This is a genomic window from Mycobacterium triplex (genome assembly GCF_000689255.1).
GTDB lineage: Bacteria > Actinomycetota > Actinomycetes > Mycobacteriales > Mycobacteriaceae > Mycobacterium > Mycobacterium triplex.
Map to the genome: position 1 here is coordinate 3,999,504 of NZ_HG964446.1, position 17,564 is coordinate 4,017,067.

Below are 17,564 nucleotides of genomic sequence, written 5' to 3' on the forward strand. Positions count from 1 at the left end.
GCGATTGAGTTTAGATGTCTAGACATATTTCGGCTACGCTTTGGTCGATCTCTCCCTCGAACCGACATCCGTTTGGATTACCGAAAACGCCAGTTCAGCGTCGGCTCAGGACCGCTCCAACTCGCGTACGCACTGACCGTGCATAAAGCCCAAGGCAGTGAATTCAATACAGTCTTCGTAGTGCTGCCGAAAAACTCCCGACTCATGACACGCGAACTGCTGTACACCGCGCTCACGAGGTCACGCTCGCGGCTGGTCCTGCCCATCGAAGGATCCGACGCTTGTTTTTTTACGACCTGACCAGACCCGAGCGCTCAGAAACCGCACGACGCAATACCAACCTCTTCACGGGCGGAGTAAGGCAGGACCTAGAGCGTGCGCCGTATGCGGAGCATCTCGTACACCGAACTCTCAGAGGTGAACTCGTCCGCAGTAAGTCAGAGTTGGTGATCGCCAACTATCTTCACAGCGCAGGCCTGCAATACCACTACGAGCGACCTCTCGACGGTCTCTCCAGACCGGGTCGCCTACGGCCCGATTTCTCGTTCATCGACGACAGCGGGGACGTTGTCATCCTCGAACACCTTGGAATGTTGGATCGGACCAACTACAAGGAGTCGTGGAAGTGGAAGAGGGATTGGTACCGGGACAACGGATATATCGAGGGCGAGAACCTCTTCACCACACAGGAGCAGCAGGGCCTCGATATGGATTCGATCGCGAAAGTCGTTGAGCGCATACGGTTAGCGTTGGAATAACTTCTGCCCAATCACCTGGCAACACTTCCCGTGCCATGGGGTACGCCGCTCTTCCGTCCGAAGGCCTCATGGTCTCTTTCAATTCCGTGAGAGTCGCTGTCGGAGCACACATTCGAGCGGATTTCCCGCCCGCACGGATTCGCCAGCGAACTGCTGTCTGTGTGGATTGCTGACAGCTATCTTCGCCGCAGCGCGTCCGGCAGCGACTTGCTGTATAGCACGACAAGTTCGCGGTTCGGCCTTGTAAGGGCCGTGTACAGCGGCCCCAGACGTCCGTAGTTCTGGGGAAAGTCGGCGGGCTCTACCACCACGACCGCGTCGAACTCCAAGCCCCGGGCCGCGTCGGGCTCGAGCACAGTCACCTCGCGTCCGTCCTGCTCCCAAAGCTGTGCGTCAAACCCAGTTGCCTTCCAACCCTTAGATCGCAGCGTCTTAGTGACGACAACTGGGTTAACGGTGATCACGGCGACGGTGCCCATTGGGTATGCGGCCAGAAGTCGATCCGCCTGGCCAATGACGGCTGCGCCAAGCTCCTTTGGCTGCACCTTCTCGACCGTCGGCGCAGGACCGTCCTCCTGAAAGGCGACAACTAAGCGCTCGCTACGCGGAAGGAGGCGACTGGCGAACTCCAAAATGCGCCGCGTGGAACGATATCCACGCTCTAGCTGGCGGACTGGGGTGTCCTCGGCGATCGCGATCAGCTCGAGAACATGCGCCCAGCTCGACAGGGTGTGATCTGACCGGCGCTGATTCAAGTCGCCGAGAATCGTCCATGCATTGGCCTCGTTGATCTCGTCCAGCAGAAACCACGCGAGCGGCGTTACGTCTTGCGCCTCGTCAATGATGATATGTTCGACCCCCTTGAGGTCGTCGGGCGCAGCCACTTGCCAACGGATGAACGCCAGCAACGGCGAATGGGTCATTAGCGGTAACGCGTCCTTGTACGGCGGAAGCCCGCGGAAATAACCTATCCAGTCCGTGTCTTCGGTTACCTTCCCGCCTTGCAAACGAAGAAACTCATATACTTGCTCGGTCGTCGGCACGACTCCCTTTGCATCTTTCAGACGACCGATTCCTCTGCGCCCAAAACGCCCCAGTTCCCAGTCGACATCTCGCCAGACAGTCGAAATCGGCCCTCGCGGAATCCCTTTGAGGTCAAGGATGTGTTGCATCAGCTCGGGTAGCGACATCACTTTGATGCGCTCCGAGCTACCCGTAAGACGATTGATGATGTCGCGTATGTGTCTGGAATACCGCGTGGTCGGGCCGACGACCAAGACGTTGCCATCAAGCGTATTCTCAGGCGGCGTCTGTGGGTCGACGAGATATGCGGCTCGATGCGACGCAATGATCGTCTTCCCGGTCCCAGGCTTGCCTTCGATTATCATGCTGTCCATCGCCGGAACCGTCACAAGTTCATATTGGTCCGGCTGAAGTGTCGACAACACCGGCGCAAGGCTTTTGGTTCTGGGCGCCTGCAGTTGTGCACGCAGCGCCGACTCAGCCCGCACGGGTCTTACTCCGTGGTCGGGATGACGACGCTGTTGAGAAGGGAAAGCTTCAGGAGGGTGCTCTCGCGCCGACACTTCGTCACCGCGCAGCCCCGAACTCGCTGGATTCGGCAGGTCTCGGGAAGGCAGACTCGCCCGGTTTGGCGGCGCAGGGATCGAAAGCCCACGCTTGCGGAATGGCTGCGTAGGAGCATCATCGCGCACCACATCGTCTGTAAAATCAACAATCTGGCCGTTACGGTGGACGAAAGACCGGATGACGGCGACACCCTCGCACAACGGGTGGTGGTTGGTGCCCCGGAAAAAAGTACACGCGATCGGCGCTGCCCAGCTGAATACTTCGATGCCGTCAAGCTCAAGGTGTTTCTCGCCAATGTAGAAGTCACTACCGCCGTCGAGCACCGAATGGTCTGGCGCTTGCAAGGCGATACGGCCGACGAGCTCTCCGACTGGGACTTGGCGTTGTCGTGGCAAGCCGTCGCGGGTCCATAACAAGTTCCGCGGTCCATCAAATGTGGTGGGGCGACTTGCTTTTTCCCTCAGCATCTTGGCGTATCGCTTCTCAGCCGTACGCTCGTCTTCGAGTTCGAGGTCCTTTCGCGCGGCACTCATAAGTGTTCCATTGACGACGTGACGTCGATGACACAAGCGGCCAACGGCTCGAGCCTGATTTCCGGTTGTACGTCGTTTTGCAATTCGGCCGATAAGCGTGCGAAACGCTCTTGGGCCCTGCGCTTTTGACTTTGAAACAGCGCGATTGACCGGCTGCCGCGACCGCGCGAGATGGCAGTAGCGATGCGGTTGTCGATTGCTTGAATCCTGCGTTGATGCTGGGACTGCAAAGTGATTGCTCTTGCGTCTTGAAGCGCGCGGAACTCATGGTCTCGCTTAGTTTGTTCATATGAATGGCGGCGGTGCAGCTGGTTCAAAGCTCGCTCTGCAAGTTTGTCGAGCCGATCAATAGCCCGCCACGGGCCGTCGACGAGTTTGCCCTCTGCTAAGGCTGCCAATAACGCGTTGACTGGCCCGTCTCCGGCATCCCGTCCAGTTTCTGTAACGGCGGCGCCCCAAATCTCGTCGCCGCCCCGCGATGCAGCTACAGCCTTCGCCATGACGACAACATAAACACCGGGTACGACATCTTCGGACGTTGCGGCAAGTCGAAGTGAAGCAAACCGTGCTTGCCGGTGGCCCGGCACCGCGGCCGCCGCCATCGCCAGGGGACTTGTCGCGGTTAAAAGCATGCCGCCGCCTGTTCGAGCCAATTCCTGGTCGAGTACCAGTGATATAGGGGTTTCGTCGCGCAGTTGCATCGCGATCGCGCTGGTCTCTGCACGGGTCCGCTGGGCTGACCTGGCTAGCTCGTCGACACGCGCGGCCATGGCGGGGTTGCCGCGCAATTCGGCGGTCCGCCTGTCGCCGGCGAAGTGGATCCCAGCGGCACCGTCGACTCGTGCCCAGTCATCGAGCAGGTGTGCGAGCTCGTGCTGGCCAATGTAGCGCCCCGTTCTGATGAGATCGTCTTCCAAACCGGCGACGTCAACGTCATTGCTCACCAGCAGGGCACTCGAAGCGTCAGTTAGGTCCTGTAGCCCGGCGCGCTGCTCCTCGATTGCCGTCAGCGCTTCGTGCAACTTCTGCTCACGCTGCGCGGGAGTCAGCGTGAAGTCGAAGCCAGCTTCGAGAACTTTCGGGGCGACCGCGGCGATGATCGGTTCGAGTGCCCCGATCGAGGATTCGAAGATGCCGATCCGGTCCAGCAGGCGAGACAGGATGCGTTCGTCGATGGTGGCCTCGTTCACGAAGTTGACCACAAGGATGGTCTCTTCTTTCTGGCCGATCCGGTCGATGCGCCCGATCCGTTGCTCGATTTCCATGGGATTCCACGGCAGGTCGTAGTTTACGACTGCAGAACAGAATTCGAAGTCCAAGCCCTCGCTGGCGACGCGGTTAGCGAGCACGAAATCGTATGCACCGGAACGGAAGTCGGCCATGATGCGGTGGCGTTGTTCGCGGCTCACGCCGCCGTGCATGACCGAAACGCGGAAGTCGCTGTCAAGCCGCTGCATGAGGTACGCGAGGGTGGGCCGGGAGTGGGTAAACACCAACGCTTGCCGATCCTGGCCGTGCAGCATGCCCAGCACTCCACGCAATACGTCGAACTTCGTGTCGACATTTTCAGGGAGGCGTAGAGCCGCCGCCACCAGTTCCGGGTGCGGCTCAAGGCGTCCTGCGGATTCGTCCGAGTCGGCATCGGAGATGTCTCCAAACGCTTGCGGGTCAAGTACTGCACGACGGGCCATGGGCAGGCAAGCGCTGGCGAGCCGCAGTGGCATCTGCATGGCGAAGTGCAGCGGCATTCCCATCTCGGCGGCCCTGTCCCTGCACCACCGCAGGTATTCCTCGTAAAAGTCGAGTTCGGCCTGGACCCAGGTGACTTCTTCTCTGTCTAATGTTCTCTTGGCCTTGCGGTCGTCGACCTCGACCTTCTTGGTCCGGGTGATCACGGTCGACAGAGTGTTGAGGTCAGCCAGATAGCGCTTCGCGTCCACAATGTCGCGTGGTGTCAGATCGTCTTTGGCTAGCAGTCCAGCCAACAATTCGAAATCGGGACGGCGCATCAGTGCTCCGCCAAGGACCGTCGTTGTCAGCTTGTTGAGCTGGGCGAGCAGTTCGCTACCTTTGACCCCTTTCTCCACCAGGCGAGCCGCGACGGCGTTGATGATGCGGTTGGGCTCCAGCCGAAGTTCGAGGTCGCGGATGTCGCCAAAATCTTCTGGGGCAAGCAACTCCAGTAGGTTCAGCAAATCTTCTTGGCGGAGGTTGATGGGCGTCGCCGTTAGAAACACCAGGCTGTCGGCCCATTCGGCGAGGCGGGTTCCCAGCGTGTAGCTCTTCGTGTCCTGATTGCGCATGGAATGCGCTTCATCGACGATGATCAGGTCGAATTCCGGGGGGAGGTCATCAAGTTCATCGAGTCCTCCCCAGGTACGTAGACGTTCGAGGCTGCAGACGTAAGCCTGCCGGCCGGGCAGCCGGTTCTGGCGATGCCGCGCGAGAAAGTTCCGCAGCCCGTCGCTGTCCAGTTCGGTCAGTTCGAACTCGAACCGGTCCTCCATCTCCTCTGTCCACTTGCCGACTAGGCTTGCGGGACAGACGACGAGCACGCGGTCGGCCTCTCGTCGTGCTTCGAGTTCCGTCCAGATCAAGCCTGCCTCGATGGTCTTTCCGAGACCCACTTCGTCGGCGATCAAAAGACGTGCTTTGCCACTTTGCAAGAGCTTGATGACGGGCTTGAACTGATACGGGCGGAATGTCGTGCGGGTGGCGCGAAACGAGAACAAGGTGTTGGCAAATTTCCCTTGTAGCTTTGCCCGAGTGAGGGTGGCGCCGAATCGGCGCGCCGGAGTCGGGTCAGCGGTTACCCACGTTCGAGGGTCGTCGAGCTGGGGCCGCGGATTGAGCGACGACTCGACGACGTTTTGCTGATGCCCGTCGATAATCACCGTGTACGACCATTGGTTACTCAGAAACTTGCGATCGCGGATTACGACGTCGTCATTACGTGGGTGGGTCACAGCCGCTTCGTTGATGTTGAAGAGCGGATGTGGCACCGGCACCGCATTCGGCCAGAGTTGCTCAGCCCAGCCCCACGCAGCCATAAGCGGATGGCCATCGTTTAGCTCGTCGACTGGTGTGACCATGGCATCACCCGGCGATGCGCCGGCGACCACCTGGAGGATGAGTGCGCCTTCGTCGATGCCTTGGAACCAATACAGACCCTCAGGCAGCTCCACTCCGGGCTGCCAAATCAACCGACATTCCGCGACACGGCTAACAAGGTCGCGGATCGGCCCATCAAGAACTAGTGCACGCGTGAAATTCCCGCGGCTCAACGCGGCGTCGATTCGGTCGCAGTCCGGATGGTAGCCAAACGAAGGCGCCGTCCCGCCGATTGATGAAGTCAACGACGTCATCGATCTCTTAGTCCTTGCCGGCATATCGGCACCCACAACCCGCAAGGACATACCGACGGGGCAATACGCCTTGGCTTGGGTGAGCGTCTCTTGTCAACCTGTAGTCCCTCGATTGCAATGCGTTGCAGAAACCGACACTGTCGAGCGCTTGAGCAGCATGGATTTCAGGCCACGATGCGGTCCGCGTCATGAAACCATGATTACGCCGGCTTCGTGCCGTATTGCGGCACATCGATACAGTCATGGCCTGGCTCTACGAGTTGTACGTCCAAAGGCGGTGACTCGGACGACCAACTATCGCTTTAGGCTTCTAAATCCATCACGCCGAGTCAGGCGGCGCGCCCAGGGCTCGGGTTCGGTGGGGGTGCGGCTGATTAACGCATCGGTTTTCAAACGACGTCTGATGCGGCCGCTCTACTTCTGTGCAGGCCGAGGCGGCAACGCCGCCAACCACCCGTCCGAAAGAAGTTCCAGCAGCTGACCATCCGGATCCCGGATCATCGCCATCGCGTCGGTCACCGTCCCGTCGACTACCGCTCCCCCGAACTCCGCAACCTGAGCCAGCACACCCAGAAGGTCGGACACCGAGAGTGAAATATGTGTCAGCCCAATCTGATCCATAACGCGCTCCGCGCCGGCGTGGACCTCGCGGGCAGAGTAGTCCATGAGTTCGAGCACGAAGCCATCCCGCACTAGGTAGGTCGCGTGCACACCGAGCGGCTCCGGAAGCTGCACAAGCTTGGCGGTCGGGCCGTCGGGCGGGTCAAGCTCCCACCAGAACTGGAAACCGAGCAGGCCCTCGTAGAACCGGCGCGACCGCGTGGTATCGGAGACGCACAAGCCGACGTGGTTGAAAACCGTTCGATGCTCAGTCATCGCTCCTACTTCAGTTGCGGCCCCAGAAGCTTAATAATGCAAAGATAGTGAGAAAGCAATCGCCGCGCCCCGACGTCGCCGAAGACGCGATCGTCGACTTCGACCATCACTCCGACGCCTTCAACGACAACCAAGAAGCCGTCCACGCCATCCTCAGGCAGAAATGCCCGGTCGCCTGGAACACCAACTACGGCGGGTTTTGGTATCTCACCAGCTACGACGCCGTCAGCCAAACCGCGAAAGACGACGCCACCTTCTCCCACAAATACGAACCGAACGCCGACAACGGCGTGAACTATCAGGGCGAGATGGGCGTCCCGCGCCCAGAAGGCCAACCGGCCCTGGGTATCGGTGAAATAGACGGCCCGTACCACCTCGCCCTACGACACGCGCTGGCCCCGTTCTTCTCCCCCGGCGCCGTCGAGAAACTCCAGCCCTTCATGGAAAACAAGGCCCACGAGTTCCTCGACCGGCACATCGACAAAGGCCACATGGACCTGGTGCTCGACTACGCCAGCCCGGTCCCGGCCATCCTGACGATGAAGCTGATGGGCCTGCCGCTGGACAACTGGCACCTGTACGCCACGCTCTTTCACAATGTCATGGCCGTCCCGCAAGACAGCCCCGAATACGCCGACGCCATCAGCAAAGTGCCGGCCATGATGCAAGAAGTCCTCGAGTACGCGGCCACCAGACGGGCCAAGCCCAAGGAAGACCTGACCGGCTTCCTGATCCAATTCGAGTTCGACGGACAACACCTCACCGACGAACAGCTGCTCAACATCCTGTGGAACCTGATCGCCGGTGGCGTCGACACCACCACCTCCCAAACCGCGCTCACGCTAAGACATCTGGGCACGCACCCGAACCTGCGGCAACAGCTCATCGACAACCCCGGGCTCTACCGCACCGCCACGGACGAATTCCTGCGCTACTTCAGCGTCAACCGCTCCTTGAGCCGCACCGTCACCCGAGACGTCGAGCTCCACGGCCAACACCTCCGCAAAAACGACCGGCTCATCATCAGCTGGCTCTCCGCCAACCACGACGAAAAAGAATTCGAACGTCCCGACGAGGTCATCCTCGATCGAACACCCAACCGTCACTTGGCCTTCGGGCTCGGCCCTCACCGCTGCATCGGCTCGCACCTGGCGCGGCTGATGTCGGAGGTGATGGTCAAGGCCGTCCTCGACCGCATCCCCGACTACCAAGTCCAAGACGGAGCCCACCAATATCTCGGCAACCCGAGCATGACGGGCCTAGCCAAACTCCCGGTCACCTTCACACCGAAAACTTAGGCCACCGCCAGCACCGGCCAACGACCCCGCACACCGCGCAGTTCGTGAGTCCCGCGGCTGTCAAACGCAATACGAGACCCGAGCACCAACGGCGGCACCACTCCGGACACCAGCACCTCCCCGGGCCCGGCCATCGCCATGATCCGCGCCGCGACATGCACCGCGATCCCGTGCACGTCGCCGTCGGCGACCTCCACCTCACCGGTATGCAGGCCGGCGCGGATGTCGAGCCCGAGGTCTTGCACGGAGTCGCGAATCGCGCACGCGCAGTTGATCGCTCGCGCCGGCCCGTCGAAAGTCGCCAACGCGCCGTCGCCGGTGAACTTCACCACCTCACCCCGCGCGCTCGAGACGTGCTTGCGCACGATCTCGTTGTGCGCGTCCAGCGCAACGGTCCACGCGTCGTCGCCCAGCGCCAAGGCGCGTTCGGTGGACCCGACGATGTCGGTGAACATCACCGTCGACAGCACCCGGTTGGTGGGCGCGGCCGCGCGCCCGCCGGTGACGAAGGATTCGATCTCGTCGACCACCCGGTCGGCGTCGCCAGCGAACCACACGTCGTCGTCCCCGTCGAGCTCCACCAACCGCGCCTGCGGAATGTGGTCGGCGAGGTAGCGCCCATGCCCGCCGCGCACATGGCGATCGCCGACGCGATGCAGCAGCAGCGTCGGCGCCTGGATGCTCTGCACCGCGGGCCGAACGTCGGTGCGCAGGAACAGATCGAAGATCTCCTTGAAATAGCCGGGACCACCGGACAACCGCTCGCCGCGCGCCCACCACCGCCGCTTGCCGGCATCGCGAGCAAAACTGGGCCCCAAGTTATCCGTCACCCCACCCCTGCCGACGGTGTCGCCGAACGAATCGACATACCGGCTGAAGGCCGGCTCGGGCATCCCGTGCGGGTAGTCGTCGGCCCGCAGAAAGCGCGGGTACGCGCTGCACAACACCAGCGACCGCACCCGGTGCGGATGGCTCGCGGCCAGCAGCATCACCGGAAGCGCCGACTCAGACATCCCGAACACCGTCGCACACTCGCTGCCGACCGCGTCCAGCACCGCGACCAGCCCGTCCGTCCACGCCTGCATCGCCGGACGATCGTTGATCGGCACCACATCCGAGCTGCCCACCCCGAGCAGGTCGGTCATGATCAGGCGGCTGAACGACCCCAGCCGACGCAGGTGCCCCGCGACACTGGGCTCCTCCCACAACAGGTCGATCGGGAACGTACCGGTGGGCACGAATAGCAGATCGGGACCGTTGTCGGACACCACCTGATAGGCGAGATGGGCATCGCCGTCTCGCGCGTAGACCGTTTCGGGGACGGTCGCCATGCACAGAAGCATGCCACCGCGCCACGTCAAGTCCTTGACCGGCGGTCAAAGCAGGGCCACTGTCGGATACATGAACGACCCCGTCACGACGCTGGACGACCTCAAGAACGACCTGGCCGGCCGGCACAAGTGGACCCCGAGCAGCGGCGCACAAGTCGACCCCGCGCTCGTCGACGCCGACATGGCGGCCCTGGATCGCGACGGCTACCTCGTCTGGGAAAACCTGCTCAGCGCCGACGAATGCCGACAGATCCGCGAAACCGTCGGCCCGTGGCTCGACCACACCGGACGCAATGCCTTTGAAGGCCATCAAACCCAGCGCATCTACAGCGTGCTGAGCCGCACCCGCGCCTGCGACCGGCTCGTCGATCACCCGCGGGTGCTGGCGGTGCTCGATCGGCTGTTGATGCCCAACTACCTGCTATCGGCGTTGCAGGCCATCAACATTCAGCCCGGCGAAACCGCGCAGCTGCCCCACCACGACGACGGGTTCTACCCGATCCCGCGGCCGCGGCCGCCGCTGGCCGCCGCGACCATCTGGGCGATCGACGACTTCACCCCCGACAACGGCGCGACGGTGGTGTTCCCTGGCAGCCACCGCTGGCCGGCGCGTCCACCCGGGCCCGACGACCCGTCCATACCCGTCGTGATGCCCGCCGGCTCGTGCGTCTTTTTCGTCGGCACGCTGTGGCACGGCGGCGGCGCGAACACCACCGACCACGCCCGGCTCGCCGTCACCGCCCAGTACTGCCAACCGTGGCTGCGGCCGATGGAATCGTTCACCCTGTCGATCCCGCGCGACGTCGCCCGCACCGTCTCCGACGACATTCGACGCATGATCGGCTACAGCATCCATCCACCGTTCGTCGGCGCGGTCGACGGCCTGCACCCGTTGCGGCTGCTCGAGCAACCGTAATGAGCGACATCACCGAAAGACTCACCGAAATCGTCGGCAGCCACTACCTGTTGACAGGCGACGCCATCCCCGACGACTACTGGCACGACGAGGAATTGAACCATCCGCCGCAACGCCCGGCGTACGTCGCGAAACCGGCCACCGCCGAGGAGGTTTCGCGGCTACTGAAAGTGGCCACGGAGCACCGGGTTCCGGTGACCGCCCGCGGCTCCGGGACGGGCTTGTCGGGTGCGGCACTGCCCCGCGAGGACGGACTGGTCGTCTCGTTCGAGCGGATGAACGCCGTCCTCGAGGTCGACACCACCAATCAGGTCGCCGTCGTCCAGCCCGGCGTGACGCTGCTCGAGCTCGACGCCGCCACCGCCCCGCACCACCTGCGCTACATGGTGCAGCCCGGCGAGCTGTCCTCCAGCGTCGGCGGCAACGTCGGCACCAACGCCGGCGGCATGCGCGCGGTCAAGTACGGCATCGCCCGGCACAACGTGCTCGGGCTGCAAGCCGTGCTGCCGACCGGCGAAATCATCCGCACCGGCGGCAAGATCGCCAAGGTGTCCACCGGATACGACCTGACCCAGCTCATCGTCGGCTCCGAGGGCACCCTGGCCCTGGCCACCGAGGTGATCGTCAAGCTGCATCCACGCCTGGACCACAGCGCCACCGTGCTCGCCCCGTTCGCCGACTTCGACCAGGTGATGGAGGCGGTGCCGCAGGTCATCGCCAGCGGTCTGGGGCCCTACATCCTGGAATACGTCGACAACTTGACGATGGCCGCGCTCGTGCACACCCAGAACCTCGAACTCGGCATCCCCGACCAGATCCGCGACAACTGTAAGGCGTATCTCGTTGTGGCCCTTGAGAACCGGACCGAGGACCGGCTCGACGAAGACATCCAGAAAGCCGGCGAGCTGCTCGCCGAGTTGGGCGCCGTGGATGCCTATGTGCTGGAAGGCGGTTCGGCGCGCAAGCTGATCGAGGCGCGCGAGAACGCGTTCTGGACGCTGAAGGCGATCGGCGCCGACGACCTGATCGACACCGTCGTGCCGCGCGGCGCCATGCCGAAGTTCCTGGAGGCCGTGCGCGGTCTGGCGACGGCGGCCGGTGGCGGCGCGGCGGGCTGCGGGCATGCCGGCGACGGCAACGTGCACCTGGCGATCTTTTGCCAGGACCCGGCCAAACGCAAACGGCTGCTCACCGACATCTTCTCTCTGGCAATGGAATTGGGCGGTGCGATCTCGGGCGAGCACGGGCTCGGCCGGGCCAAGGCCCCGTATTGGCGCGAGCTGGAAGACCCGGTGAAGGTCGACCTGCTGCGCCGGATCAAGCAGAGCTTCGATCCGGCCGGGATTCTCAACCCCGACGTCGTCTTCGCCGCCGCAGACGAGTAGCCCGCGGTGCGCATCACCGATTTCGAATTCATTCCCGAATCGCCATCACGCGATCAGTTCTGGTATGGCGCCTCGTAACGACCCGAAGACATTTCCCCGAAATTGTGAAAAGGGCCGCTATCTAGATCACCCAGGCCCGCACCGTGCCTTATCCTGCATCGGACAACCGCATACGACAGGGCAGGAGAAATGTTCTCACTGACACGACGCCGAACTGCGCTCGCTCTGTTGGCGACTGTCGGTCTGCTCGTGTTCGGTGTGCTGTTGTTCACCAGAAGTGCTCCCTCGGATCGCGCGCTCACCGGTCCGGTCGGGCTCTGGATCCTGAGCGTATTTTCCAACGGCTGCGCGGTCGTGGCCGCCCGCGTCTCTCGAGGACGGCAACGGCTCGCATGGACGGTGCTGAGCATCGCGTTGGCTGCGTGGACGGCCGGGCAGGCGGTGTGGTGGTACGTCGCGTCGGGCGGCATCCCGCCGATGGCGGGTGTGTCGGCGGCCAACCTGGGCTTCGTCGTGTTGCCCATCTGCGCGTTGGCCACCGCGGTCACCATCCCCAGCCGCGACGACGCCCAATTCGGCATCGGCCTGCTGCTCGACGGCGTCCTCGTCGCGGCGTCGTTATTGATCGTGCTGGCCATTCTGGTGCTGGGCCACTTCCGCCGGCCTTCAGAAATCGTCACCCTGCCCCAGATGATGCTGGCCGTCGCCGCCGCCGTTTATGTCGGACTTTTCGTCATGTCGATCATTACCGTGCGGAAAGCCGAGCCGCGCCGCAAACTCTCACCGACGTTCATGACTCTCGGGTGGGGAACCATCGCGGTAGCCGGGATAATTCGCATCTGCGAAGACCATCCCGAACGAGTGCCCAATAATCTCGTTATTTTCGGTTGGGCCGTCGGCATTTACTTCGTCGCACTGTCGGCCATTGCGTCTCGGCCCGGCCCCGAGCTCGACCTCGGTTTCTCCCAGCCACTGTCGCGAACATCGCTGTGGCTGCCATACGGGCCGGTGCTGTTGGCGATTGCGGTGGGCGCGGTGCACTTTTGGCCGGCGAACCGGGCCGACGCGTTCATCTTCGTGGTCTGCGTGGTGCTTTTCATCACCACGGTCGCCCGCCATTTGTTGCTGCTCGACCGAAAGCAACATCTGGCCGCCGCACTGTCCGACGCCGCCCTGCGGGACTCGTTGACCGGGCTGGCCAATCAGCGACTATTTGGCGATCGGCTGGCGCACGCGGTCCGATTGCACATTCATCACGCCATCCCGGTCAGCGTAATTGCGCTCAATATCAGTGATTTCAAGATGGTCAATGACACGCTCGGTTATGCCGTCGGCGACGAGCTGCTGCGCGGCGTCGGCGAGCGGCTCCAAGCGAATGTCCGCTCCCCCGACACGGTCGCGCGAATAAACGGAGACGACTTCGCCATCCTGGTCGAAGACCGCCCCGAAGTCGCGGCACAGGTTGCCCGGAAACTCGTCTATGCCTTCGATGAACCGCTCGACCTCGAGAATCACCGGCTGCACGTACATCTCAACATCGGCGTGGCCTCGGCCGGACCGCAAGGCGGCTCGGCCCTGATGCCGGGCGAGCTGCTCGAGCAGGCCGCCGCGGCCCGCAGCTGGGCCCAGCAGGCCAGCTCGACCGAGGTGCAGACGTTCACCCCCGGCATGGCTGCCCGGCGGAGCAAACAGCCGACCCACGACGACAGCATGGCCCGTCTGCAATTGCTCGGCGAACTGCGGCGGGCCATCGACGACCGGCTGCTGACCCTGCTGTACCAACCGAAATTCGACATGGCGACCGGATCCGTGTGTGGCGCCGAAGCATTGGTGCGATGGGAACACCCCGAACTCGGCACGCTCGAACCCGGCGAGTTCTTACCGTTGGTCCGCGACCACGGGCTGATGAATGCCGTCACCGACCTGGTGCTGTCACGGGCGGTCGCCGACGCGTCGGCGTGGTACGCGACCGGCGCCGCCATCCCCGTGGCGATCAACTTGTGGGCGCCCTCCCTGGACGACGACGCCCTGCCCGACCGCATCCTGTCGGTGCTACAGGCGCGCCGCGTGTCCGCTGATTCGCTGACGATCGAAATCACCGAGGACCTGTTAGTGGCCGACCTGGTGAAGGCCCGCACGGTGCTCAATCGGCTGCGCGAGTCCGGCATCCGGGTGGCGATCGACGACTTCGGCAGCGGTTACGCCTCGCTGACGTATCTGCGCGAACTGCCCATCGACGACGTCAAACTCGACCGGCTGTTCATCGCGCCGATTCTGCACGACGAACGCGCCGCCACGATTGCGCGATCGGTGATCGAGTTGACGACGACGTTCGGCATCGCCACGATCGCCGAGGGCGTCGGCGACGCGGAAACGGCCCGCCGGCTCAAGGAATACGGTTGCGACGCCGTGCAGGGCAACTTCTTCTGCCCGCCGGTGCCCGCCTCCGAGATTCCGCATGTCCCGCAGAACGCGACGCTCGCGGCCCAGTAATCACGCCAGGGCATAGGGTGGCGCCGTGCACATTGACGTGATGACGGTTCCGCAACCGTTGACTCAGATCGGCGGCGTGGCCCAGCGGACGCAGGCCGCGGGGTTCTCCGGCCTGCTGTTCACCGAGACCGGCCGCACCGCCTACCTCAACGCCGCCGTGGCATCCCAAGCCGCTCCCGGACTCGAGCTGTCCACCGGTGTCGCGGTCGCGTTCCCGCGCAGTCCCTTCGTCACCGCCGCCGAGGCGTGGGAGCTGCAGGAGGCGACCGGCGGCAACTTCCGGCTGGGCCTGGGCACCCAGGTGCGCACGCACGTGGTGCGCCGCTACGGTGTCCCGTTCGAACGCCCCGGCCCGCGGCTGCGCGACTACGTGCTGGCGGTCAAGGCGTGCTTCTCGGCGTTTCGCACCGGCACGCTCGATCACCACGGCGAGTTCTACGACCTCGACTTCATCACCCCGCAGTGGAGCGCCGGCCCCATCGACGCGCCGGATCCGAAAGTCGATGTCGCGGCGGTCAATCCGTGGATGCTGCGGATGGCCGGCGAGGTGGCCGACGGGGTGCACGTCCATCCGCTCGGCGAGCTCGGCTATCTGAAACGTCACGTGCTGCCGAACATCGCCGCGGGCGCGGAGAAGGCCGGGCGCTCACCGGCGGACATCGCGGTCATCGTCCCGGCGATGACGATCGTCGGCGACAGCGACGAGGAGCTGCACTCCCAGCGCGAGACGGTGCGCGTCAGCATGGCCTTCTACGGCAGCACCCCCAACTACGCGTTCATCTGGGACGAGGCCGGGTTCGAGGGCACCACCGCCCGCATCCGCGAGAAGCAGAAGGCCGGCGATCTCGCGGGCATGGCCGCCCAGATCTCCGACGAGCACATCGCGGCGTTCGCCACCGAGTCGACGTGGGACGGCCTGGCCGACGCGCTGACCCGGAAGTACGGCGGAATCGCCACGCGCGTAGCCCTTTACAACGCCCTGGGCGACGACGAGCGCTTCGAACGGTACGGAGAGGTCGCCCGCCGGCTGCGTCAGTGACGCCCTCGCCGAACGTGGGGGATATGCACGAAAAGTGCTGGAATTGCGTGCATATCCCCCACGCTCGACGTTGCCTTGCGATGCCGCTGAACGGTCTAAGCGGCACGGCAACCACCTCGAGTTCCCGCGGGACTCGACGGGTGTCTGCGGGAACGTCTTTGATGCACCGTGGGCATGACGCCAATTTCGCGCCACTGGCGCCAAATCAGAAGTGTGTTCCAGCCGTCGAGCGGGACATCAGCCCCCGGCGAGCCGCTCCACATCGATGACCTCACCGCGATTGATGCTGACCCAATCGCGACCATCGAGATACGGGCGCAGACTCTTGCCGATCAGCTCGGCATCGGCGGCTGACTTGGGCCGCTGCAGTTCGTAGACATGCGGCAGCTCGGCCATCCCGATCACGACGTCCCACAGTTTCAGCGCGGCCCGCCCGGTCGGCGGATCCACCAACACCGGACCGAACAGGCATTGCCCGTCGATGAACAGCGTCGGGACACCGTAACCGCCGGCATCCACCACTCGCTGATGCTCGACGCGAACGTCGTCGTGGGTGCTCGGGTCGTCAAGTGCCGCATCGAGAATCGCGTCGTCGACGCCGATGTCGCGCAGCAGGCGTCGCGCCACCGCCGGCTCGTGCGGCTTGCCGCCGAGGGTGTGCAATTCGCGGCCGATCGCGGCATACCACCGGTCGAGCAGCGACATGTCGGTTCGACGCAACAGCGCGCCGATCCGCATCAACGACCAGCCGTAGGACCAGTCCCGCTCCCACGGGTGCTTCTTGCCCTCGACCCGGTTGATCTCTTCCAGGCTGAAGAACCGCCAATCGACGGTGATGCCCAGTTGGTCGCGGACGTCACGAATCCACAATGACGTCTGAAAGGCGAAGGGGCACATCGGGTCGAAGTGGAAGTCCACCACGGTGTTCATCCCCACAGCATTCTCCGACGACGTCGTTCGCTCAACCATCGAGCTACGACTTGGGCCGCACTCCGGCGGCGCGGTACACGAAGACCGGATCGACCGGGAACCGCAGCGAGGTGGCCGGCAGTGCCTGCAGCACCTCGTCGGGAACTTTTCTCTTGTAGTGCAGCCTCATCGACCCGCTGAAAGCGCGGTCCACACCCCGCAGGTCGATGTCGATCAGCAGGCCCTTCCTGGTGACCGTCGCGGCGGCCGGGCCCTTGTTCACATCCCAGGAACAGTCGATGGACCGCAGCGTGGAGTCGCCGCGCGTGGGAAAGGTGGCGACCACGCGCGCGGCGCTGAACGCGAACGCGCCCATATAGCGCGACACGCCTGAGGCCGAAAACACACCCGGGACATGTCCGCTGAAATGCCGTATGACGCCGACCCGGTTGGCCAGAAAGATCAGCCCCTCGGCCTCGAGCTCGTCGTGCAGCTCGTCGGGCACGTTGGTTAGCTGCGACCAGTTGCGGAGTAAGCCAAGCACAGCCAGACGGTAGCTGAGGCGCTGCTCGTTCGCAGCGTTTTACCGCACAGTCACGATCGCCGTGTACTGGCAAACCGGCGTCGTGTTCTTGCCCACAAAGCTGGAGTAATACGTGGAAATGGTCGTGGTGCCCGGCTTCAGCGCCGTGAACATCCAGACCTCGGTGCCGGGCGCTCCCAAGGCGTCGGTGCTCGGCTGCACATACTGGTGACTTGTTTGCTCGATGATCGACCCGTCGGCGATCTTGGCGTCGACCTGCCACCGGAACGGGGTGCTGTAATTCGCCCCCAACTGCACTTTGAGCGTGTTGCCCACCGACAGCGTGACGTTCTGGGTGATGTTGTTCTGCTTCAGCACCTGATCCATGGGCACCACGAGGGCCTGGGACGTCGGCGGGTTTCTGCTCTCGAAGTGGCAACCCACCAGCATCGACGAGACGATAATCGCGACGGTCACGGACAGCCTGATCTTCACGAAAGTCATCCCCTCCATTATGGCCGTGCACAGAATGTTCCCGTTCGCATGTT

At 63.4% G+C, this 17,564-nt stretch carries 14 protein-coding genes; 7 read left to right on the forward strand and 7 right to left on the reverse strand.

The genetic code is table 11. The annotated features are described in order from the left end of the window. Positions 1 to 72: 72 nt before the first annotated feature. The gene (locus BN973_RS32100) at positions 73 to 300 is read left to right on the forward strand and encodes a C-terminal helicase domain-containing protein (RefSeq protein WP_330981741.1); all 228 of its coding nucleotides are present in this window, start codon (positions 73 to 75) and stop codon (positions 298 to 300) included. Continuing rightward, on the forward strand, positions 282 to 758 hold the full coding sequence (locus tag BN973_RS18595; RefSeq protein ID WP_139830118.1) for a hypothetical protein: 477 nt from the start codon (positions 282 to 284) through the stop codon (positions 756 to 758). The genes BN973_RS32100 and BN973_RS18595 overlap by 19 nt, the downstream gene beginning before the upstream one ends. A gap of 176 nt (positions 759 to 934) precedes the next feature. Here BN973_RS18595 and BN973_RS30630 read toward each other — a convergent pair whose 3' ends face one another. The 3 genes from BN973_RS30630 to BN973_RS18620 form a co-directional block, all read right to left on the reverse strand. Further along, entirely contained in the window at positions 935 to 2,881 is a 1,947-nt protein-coding gene (locus BN973_RS30630) for an AAA family ATPase (protein ID WP_084163451.1), read from the reverse strand. Then, complete coding sequence (locus BN973_RS18615) at positions 2,878 to 6,246, reverse strand: DEAD/DEAH box helicase (protein ID WP_169718184.1); 3,369 nt, start codon at positions 6,244 to 6,246, stop codon at positions 2,878 to 2,880. The genes BN973_RS30630 and BN973_RS18615 overlap by 4 nt, the downstream gene beginning before the upstream one ends. A 414-nt stretch (positions 6,247 to 6,660) precedes the next feature. Continuing rightward, on the reverse strand, positions 6,661 to 7,122 hold the full coding sequence (locus BN973_RS18620) for a VOC family protein (RefSeq protein ID WP_036470038.1): 462 nt from the start codon (positions 7,120 to 7,122) through the stop codon (positions 6,661 to 6,663). Between the two features lie 47 nt (positions 7,123 to 7,169). Between BN973_RS18620 and BN973_RS18625 the strand changes: the two genes are divergently transcribed. After that, a complete protein-coding gene (locus tag BN973_RS18625) occupies positions 7,170 to 8,420 on the forward strand; it encodes a cytochrome P450 (RefSeq protein WP_051641341.1) in 1,251 nt (416 codons plus the stop codon). On the opposite strand, the gene BN973_RS18630 is transcribed toward BN973_RS18625, so the two are convergent. Next, entirely contained in the window at positions 8,417 to 9,751 is a 1,335-nt protein-coding gene (locus BN973_RS18630; RefSeq protein ID WP_036472681.1) for an adenylate/guanylate cyclase domain-containing protein, read from the reverse strand. The two genes, BN973_RS18625 and BN973_RS18630, sit on opposite strands and share 4 nt — an antisense overlap. A 70-nt stretch (positions 9,752 to 9,821) precedes the next feature. Between BN973_RS18630 and BN973_RS18635 the strand changes: the two genes are divergently transcribed. The 4 genes from BN973_RS18635 (at position 9,822) to BN973_RS18650 (ending at position 15,584) form a co-directional block, all read left to right on the forward strand. Further along, a complete protein-coding gene (locus tag BN973_RS18635) occupies positions 9,822 to 10,667 on the forward strand; it encodes a phytanoyl-CoA dioxygenase family protein (RefSeq protein WP_036472683.1) in 846 nt (281 codons plus the stop codon). Next, the gene (locus BN973_RS18640) at positions 10,667 to 12,052 is read left to right on the forward strand and encodes an FAD-binding oxidoreductase (RefSeq protein WP_036470039.1); all 1,386 of its coding nucleotides are present in this window, start codon (positions 10,667 to 10,669) and stop codon (positions 12,050 to 12,052) included. The genes BN973_RS18635 and BN973_RS18640 overlap by 1 nt, the downstream gene beginning before the upstream one ends. Before the next feature lie 228 nt (positions 12,053 to 12,280). Beyond that, entirely contained in the window at positions 12,281 to 14,545 is a 2,265-nt protein-coding gene (locus tag BN973_RS18645; RefSeq protein ID WP_169718185.1) for a putative bifunctional diguanylate cyclase/phosphodiesterase, read from the forward strand. A 25-nt stretch (positions 14,546 to 14,570) separates the two neighbouring features. Further along, positions 14,571 to 15,584 (forward strand): TIGR03617 family F420-dependent LLM class oxidoreductase, encoded by a 1,014-nt coding sequence (locus BN973_RS18650; RefSeq protein ID WP_036470041.1) that lies wholly within the window; start codon positions 14,571 to 14,573, stop codon positions 15,582 to 15,584. A gap of 237 nt (positions 15,585 to 15,821) precedes the next feature. On the opposite strand, the gene BN973_RS18655 is transcribed toward BN973_RS18650, so the two are convergent. Genes BN973_RS18655 through BN973_RS18665 form a run of 3 tightly spaced genes read right to left on the reverse strand, consistent with a single transcriptional unit; the run spans position 15,822 to position 17,511 of the window. Next, entirely contained in the window at positions 15,822 to 16,514 is a 693-nt protein-coding gene (locus BN973_RS18655; RefSeq protein ID WP_036470042.1) for a mycothiol-dependent nitroreductase Rv2466c family protein, read from the reverse strand. A gap of 43 nt (positions 16,515 to 16,557) precedes the next feature. Then, complete coding sequence (locus tag BN973_RS18660) at positions 16,558 to 17,037, reverse strand: hypothetical protein (protein ID WP_139830120.1); 480 nt, start codon at positions 17,035 to 17,037, stop codon at positions 16,558 to 16,560. Between the two features lie 39 nt (positions 17,038 to 17,076). Then, the gene (locus BN973_RS18665; protein WP_036472684.1) at positions 17,077 to 17,511 is read right to left on the reverse strand and encodes a protease inhibitor I42 family protein; all 435 of its coding nucleotides are present in this window, start codon (positions 17,509 to 17,511) and stop codon (positions 17,077 to 17,079) included. Positions 17,512 to 17,564 lie beyond the last annotated feature (53 nt).

Excerpts from the sequence above, each read along its gene's own strand:
- BN973_RS30630 (WP_084163451.1), bottom strand. The coding sequence starts at position 2,881 with ATGAGTGCCGCGCGAAAGGACCTCGAACTCGAAGACGAGCGTACGGCT.
- BN973_RS18615 (WP_169718184.1), bottom strand. The coding sequence starts at position 6,246 with ATGACGTCGTTGACTTCATCAATCGGCGGGACGGCGCCTTCGTTTGGC.
- BN973_RS18620 (WP_036470038.1), bottom strand. The coding sequence starts at position 7,122 with ATGACTGAGCATCGAACGGTTTTCAACCACGTCGGCTTGTGCGTCTCC.
- BN973_RS18630 (WP_036472681.1), bottom strand. The coding sequence starts at position 9,751 with ATGGCGACCGTCCCCGAAACGGTCTACGCGCGAGACGGCGATGCCCAT.
- BN973_RS18635 (WP_036472683.1), top strand. The coding sequence starts at position 9,822 with ATGAACGACCCCGTCACGACGCTGGACGACCTCAAGAACGACCTGGCC.
- BN973_RS18640 (WP_036470039.1), top strand. The coding sequence starts at position 10,667 with ATGAGCGACATCACCGAAAGACTCACCGAAATCGTCGGCAGCCACTAC.
- BN973_RS18655 (WP_036470042.1), bottom strand. The coding sequence starts at position 16,514 with ATGAACACCGTGGTGGACTTCCACTTCGACCCGATGTGCCCCTTCGCC.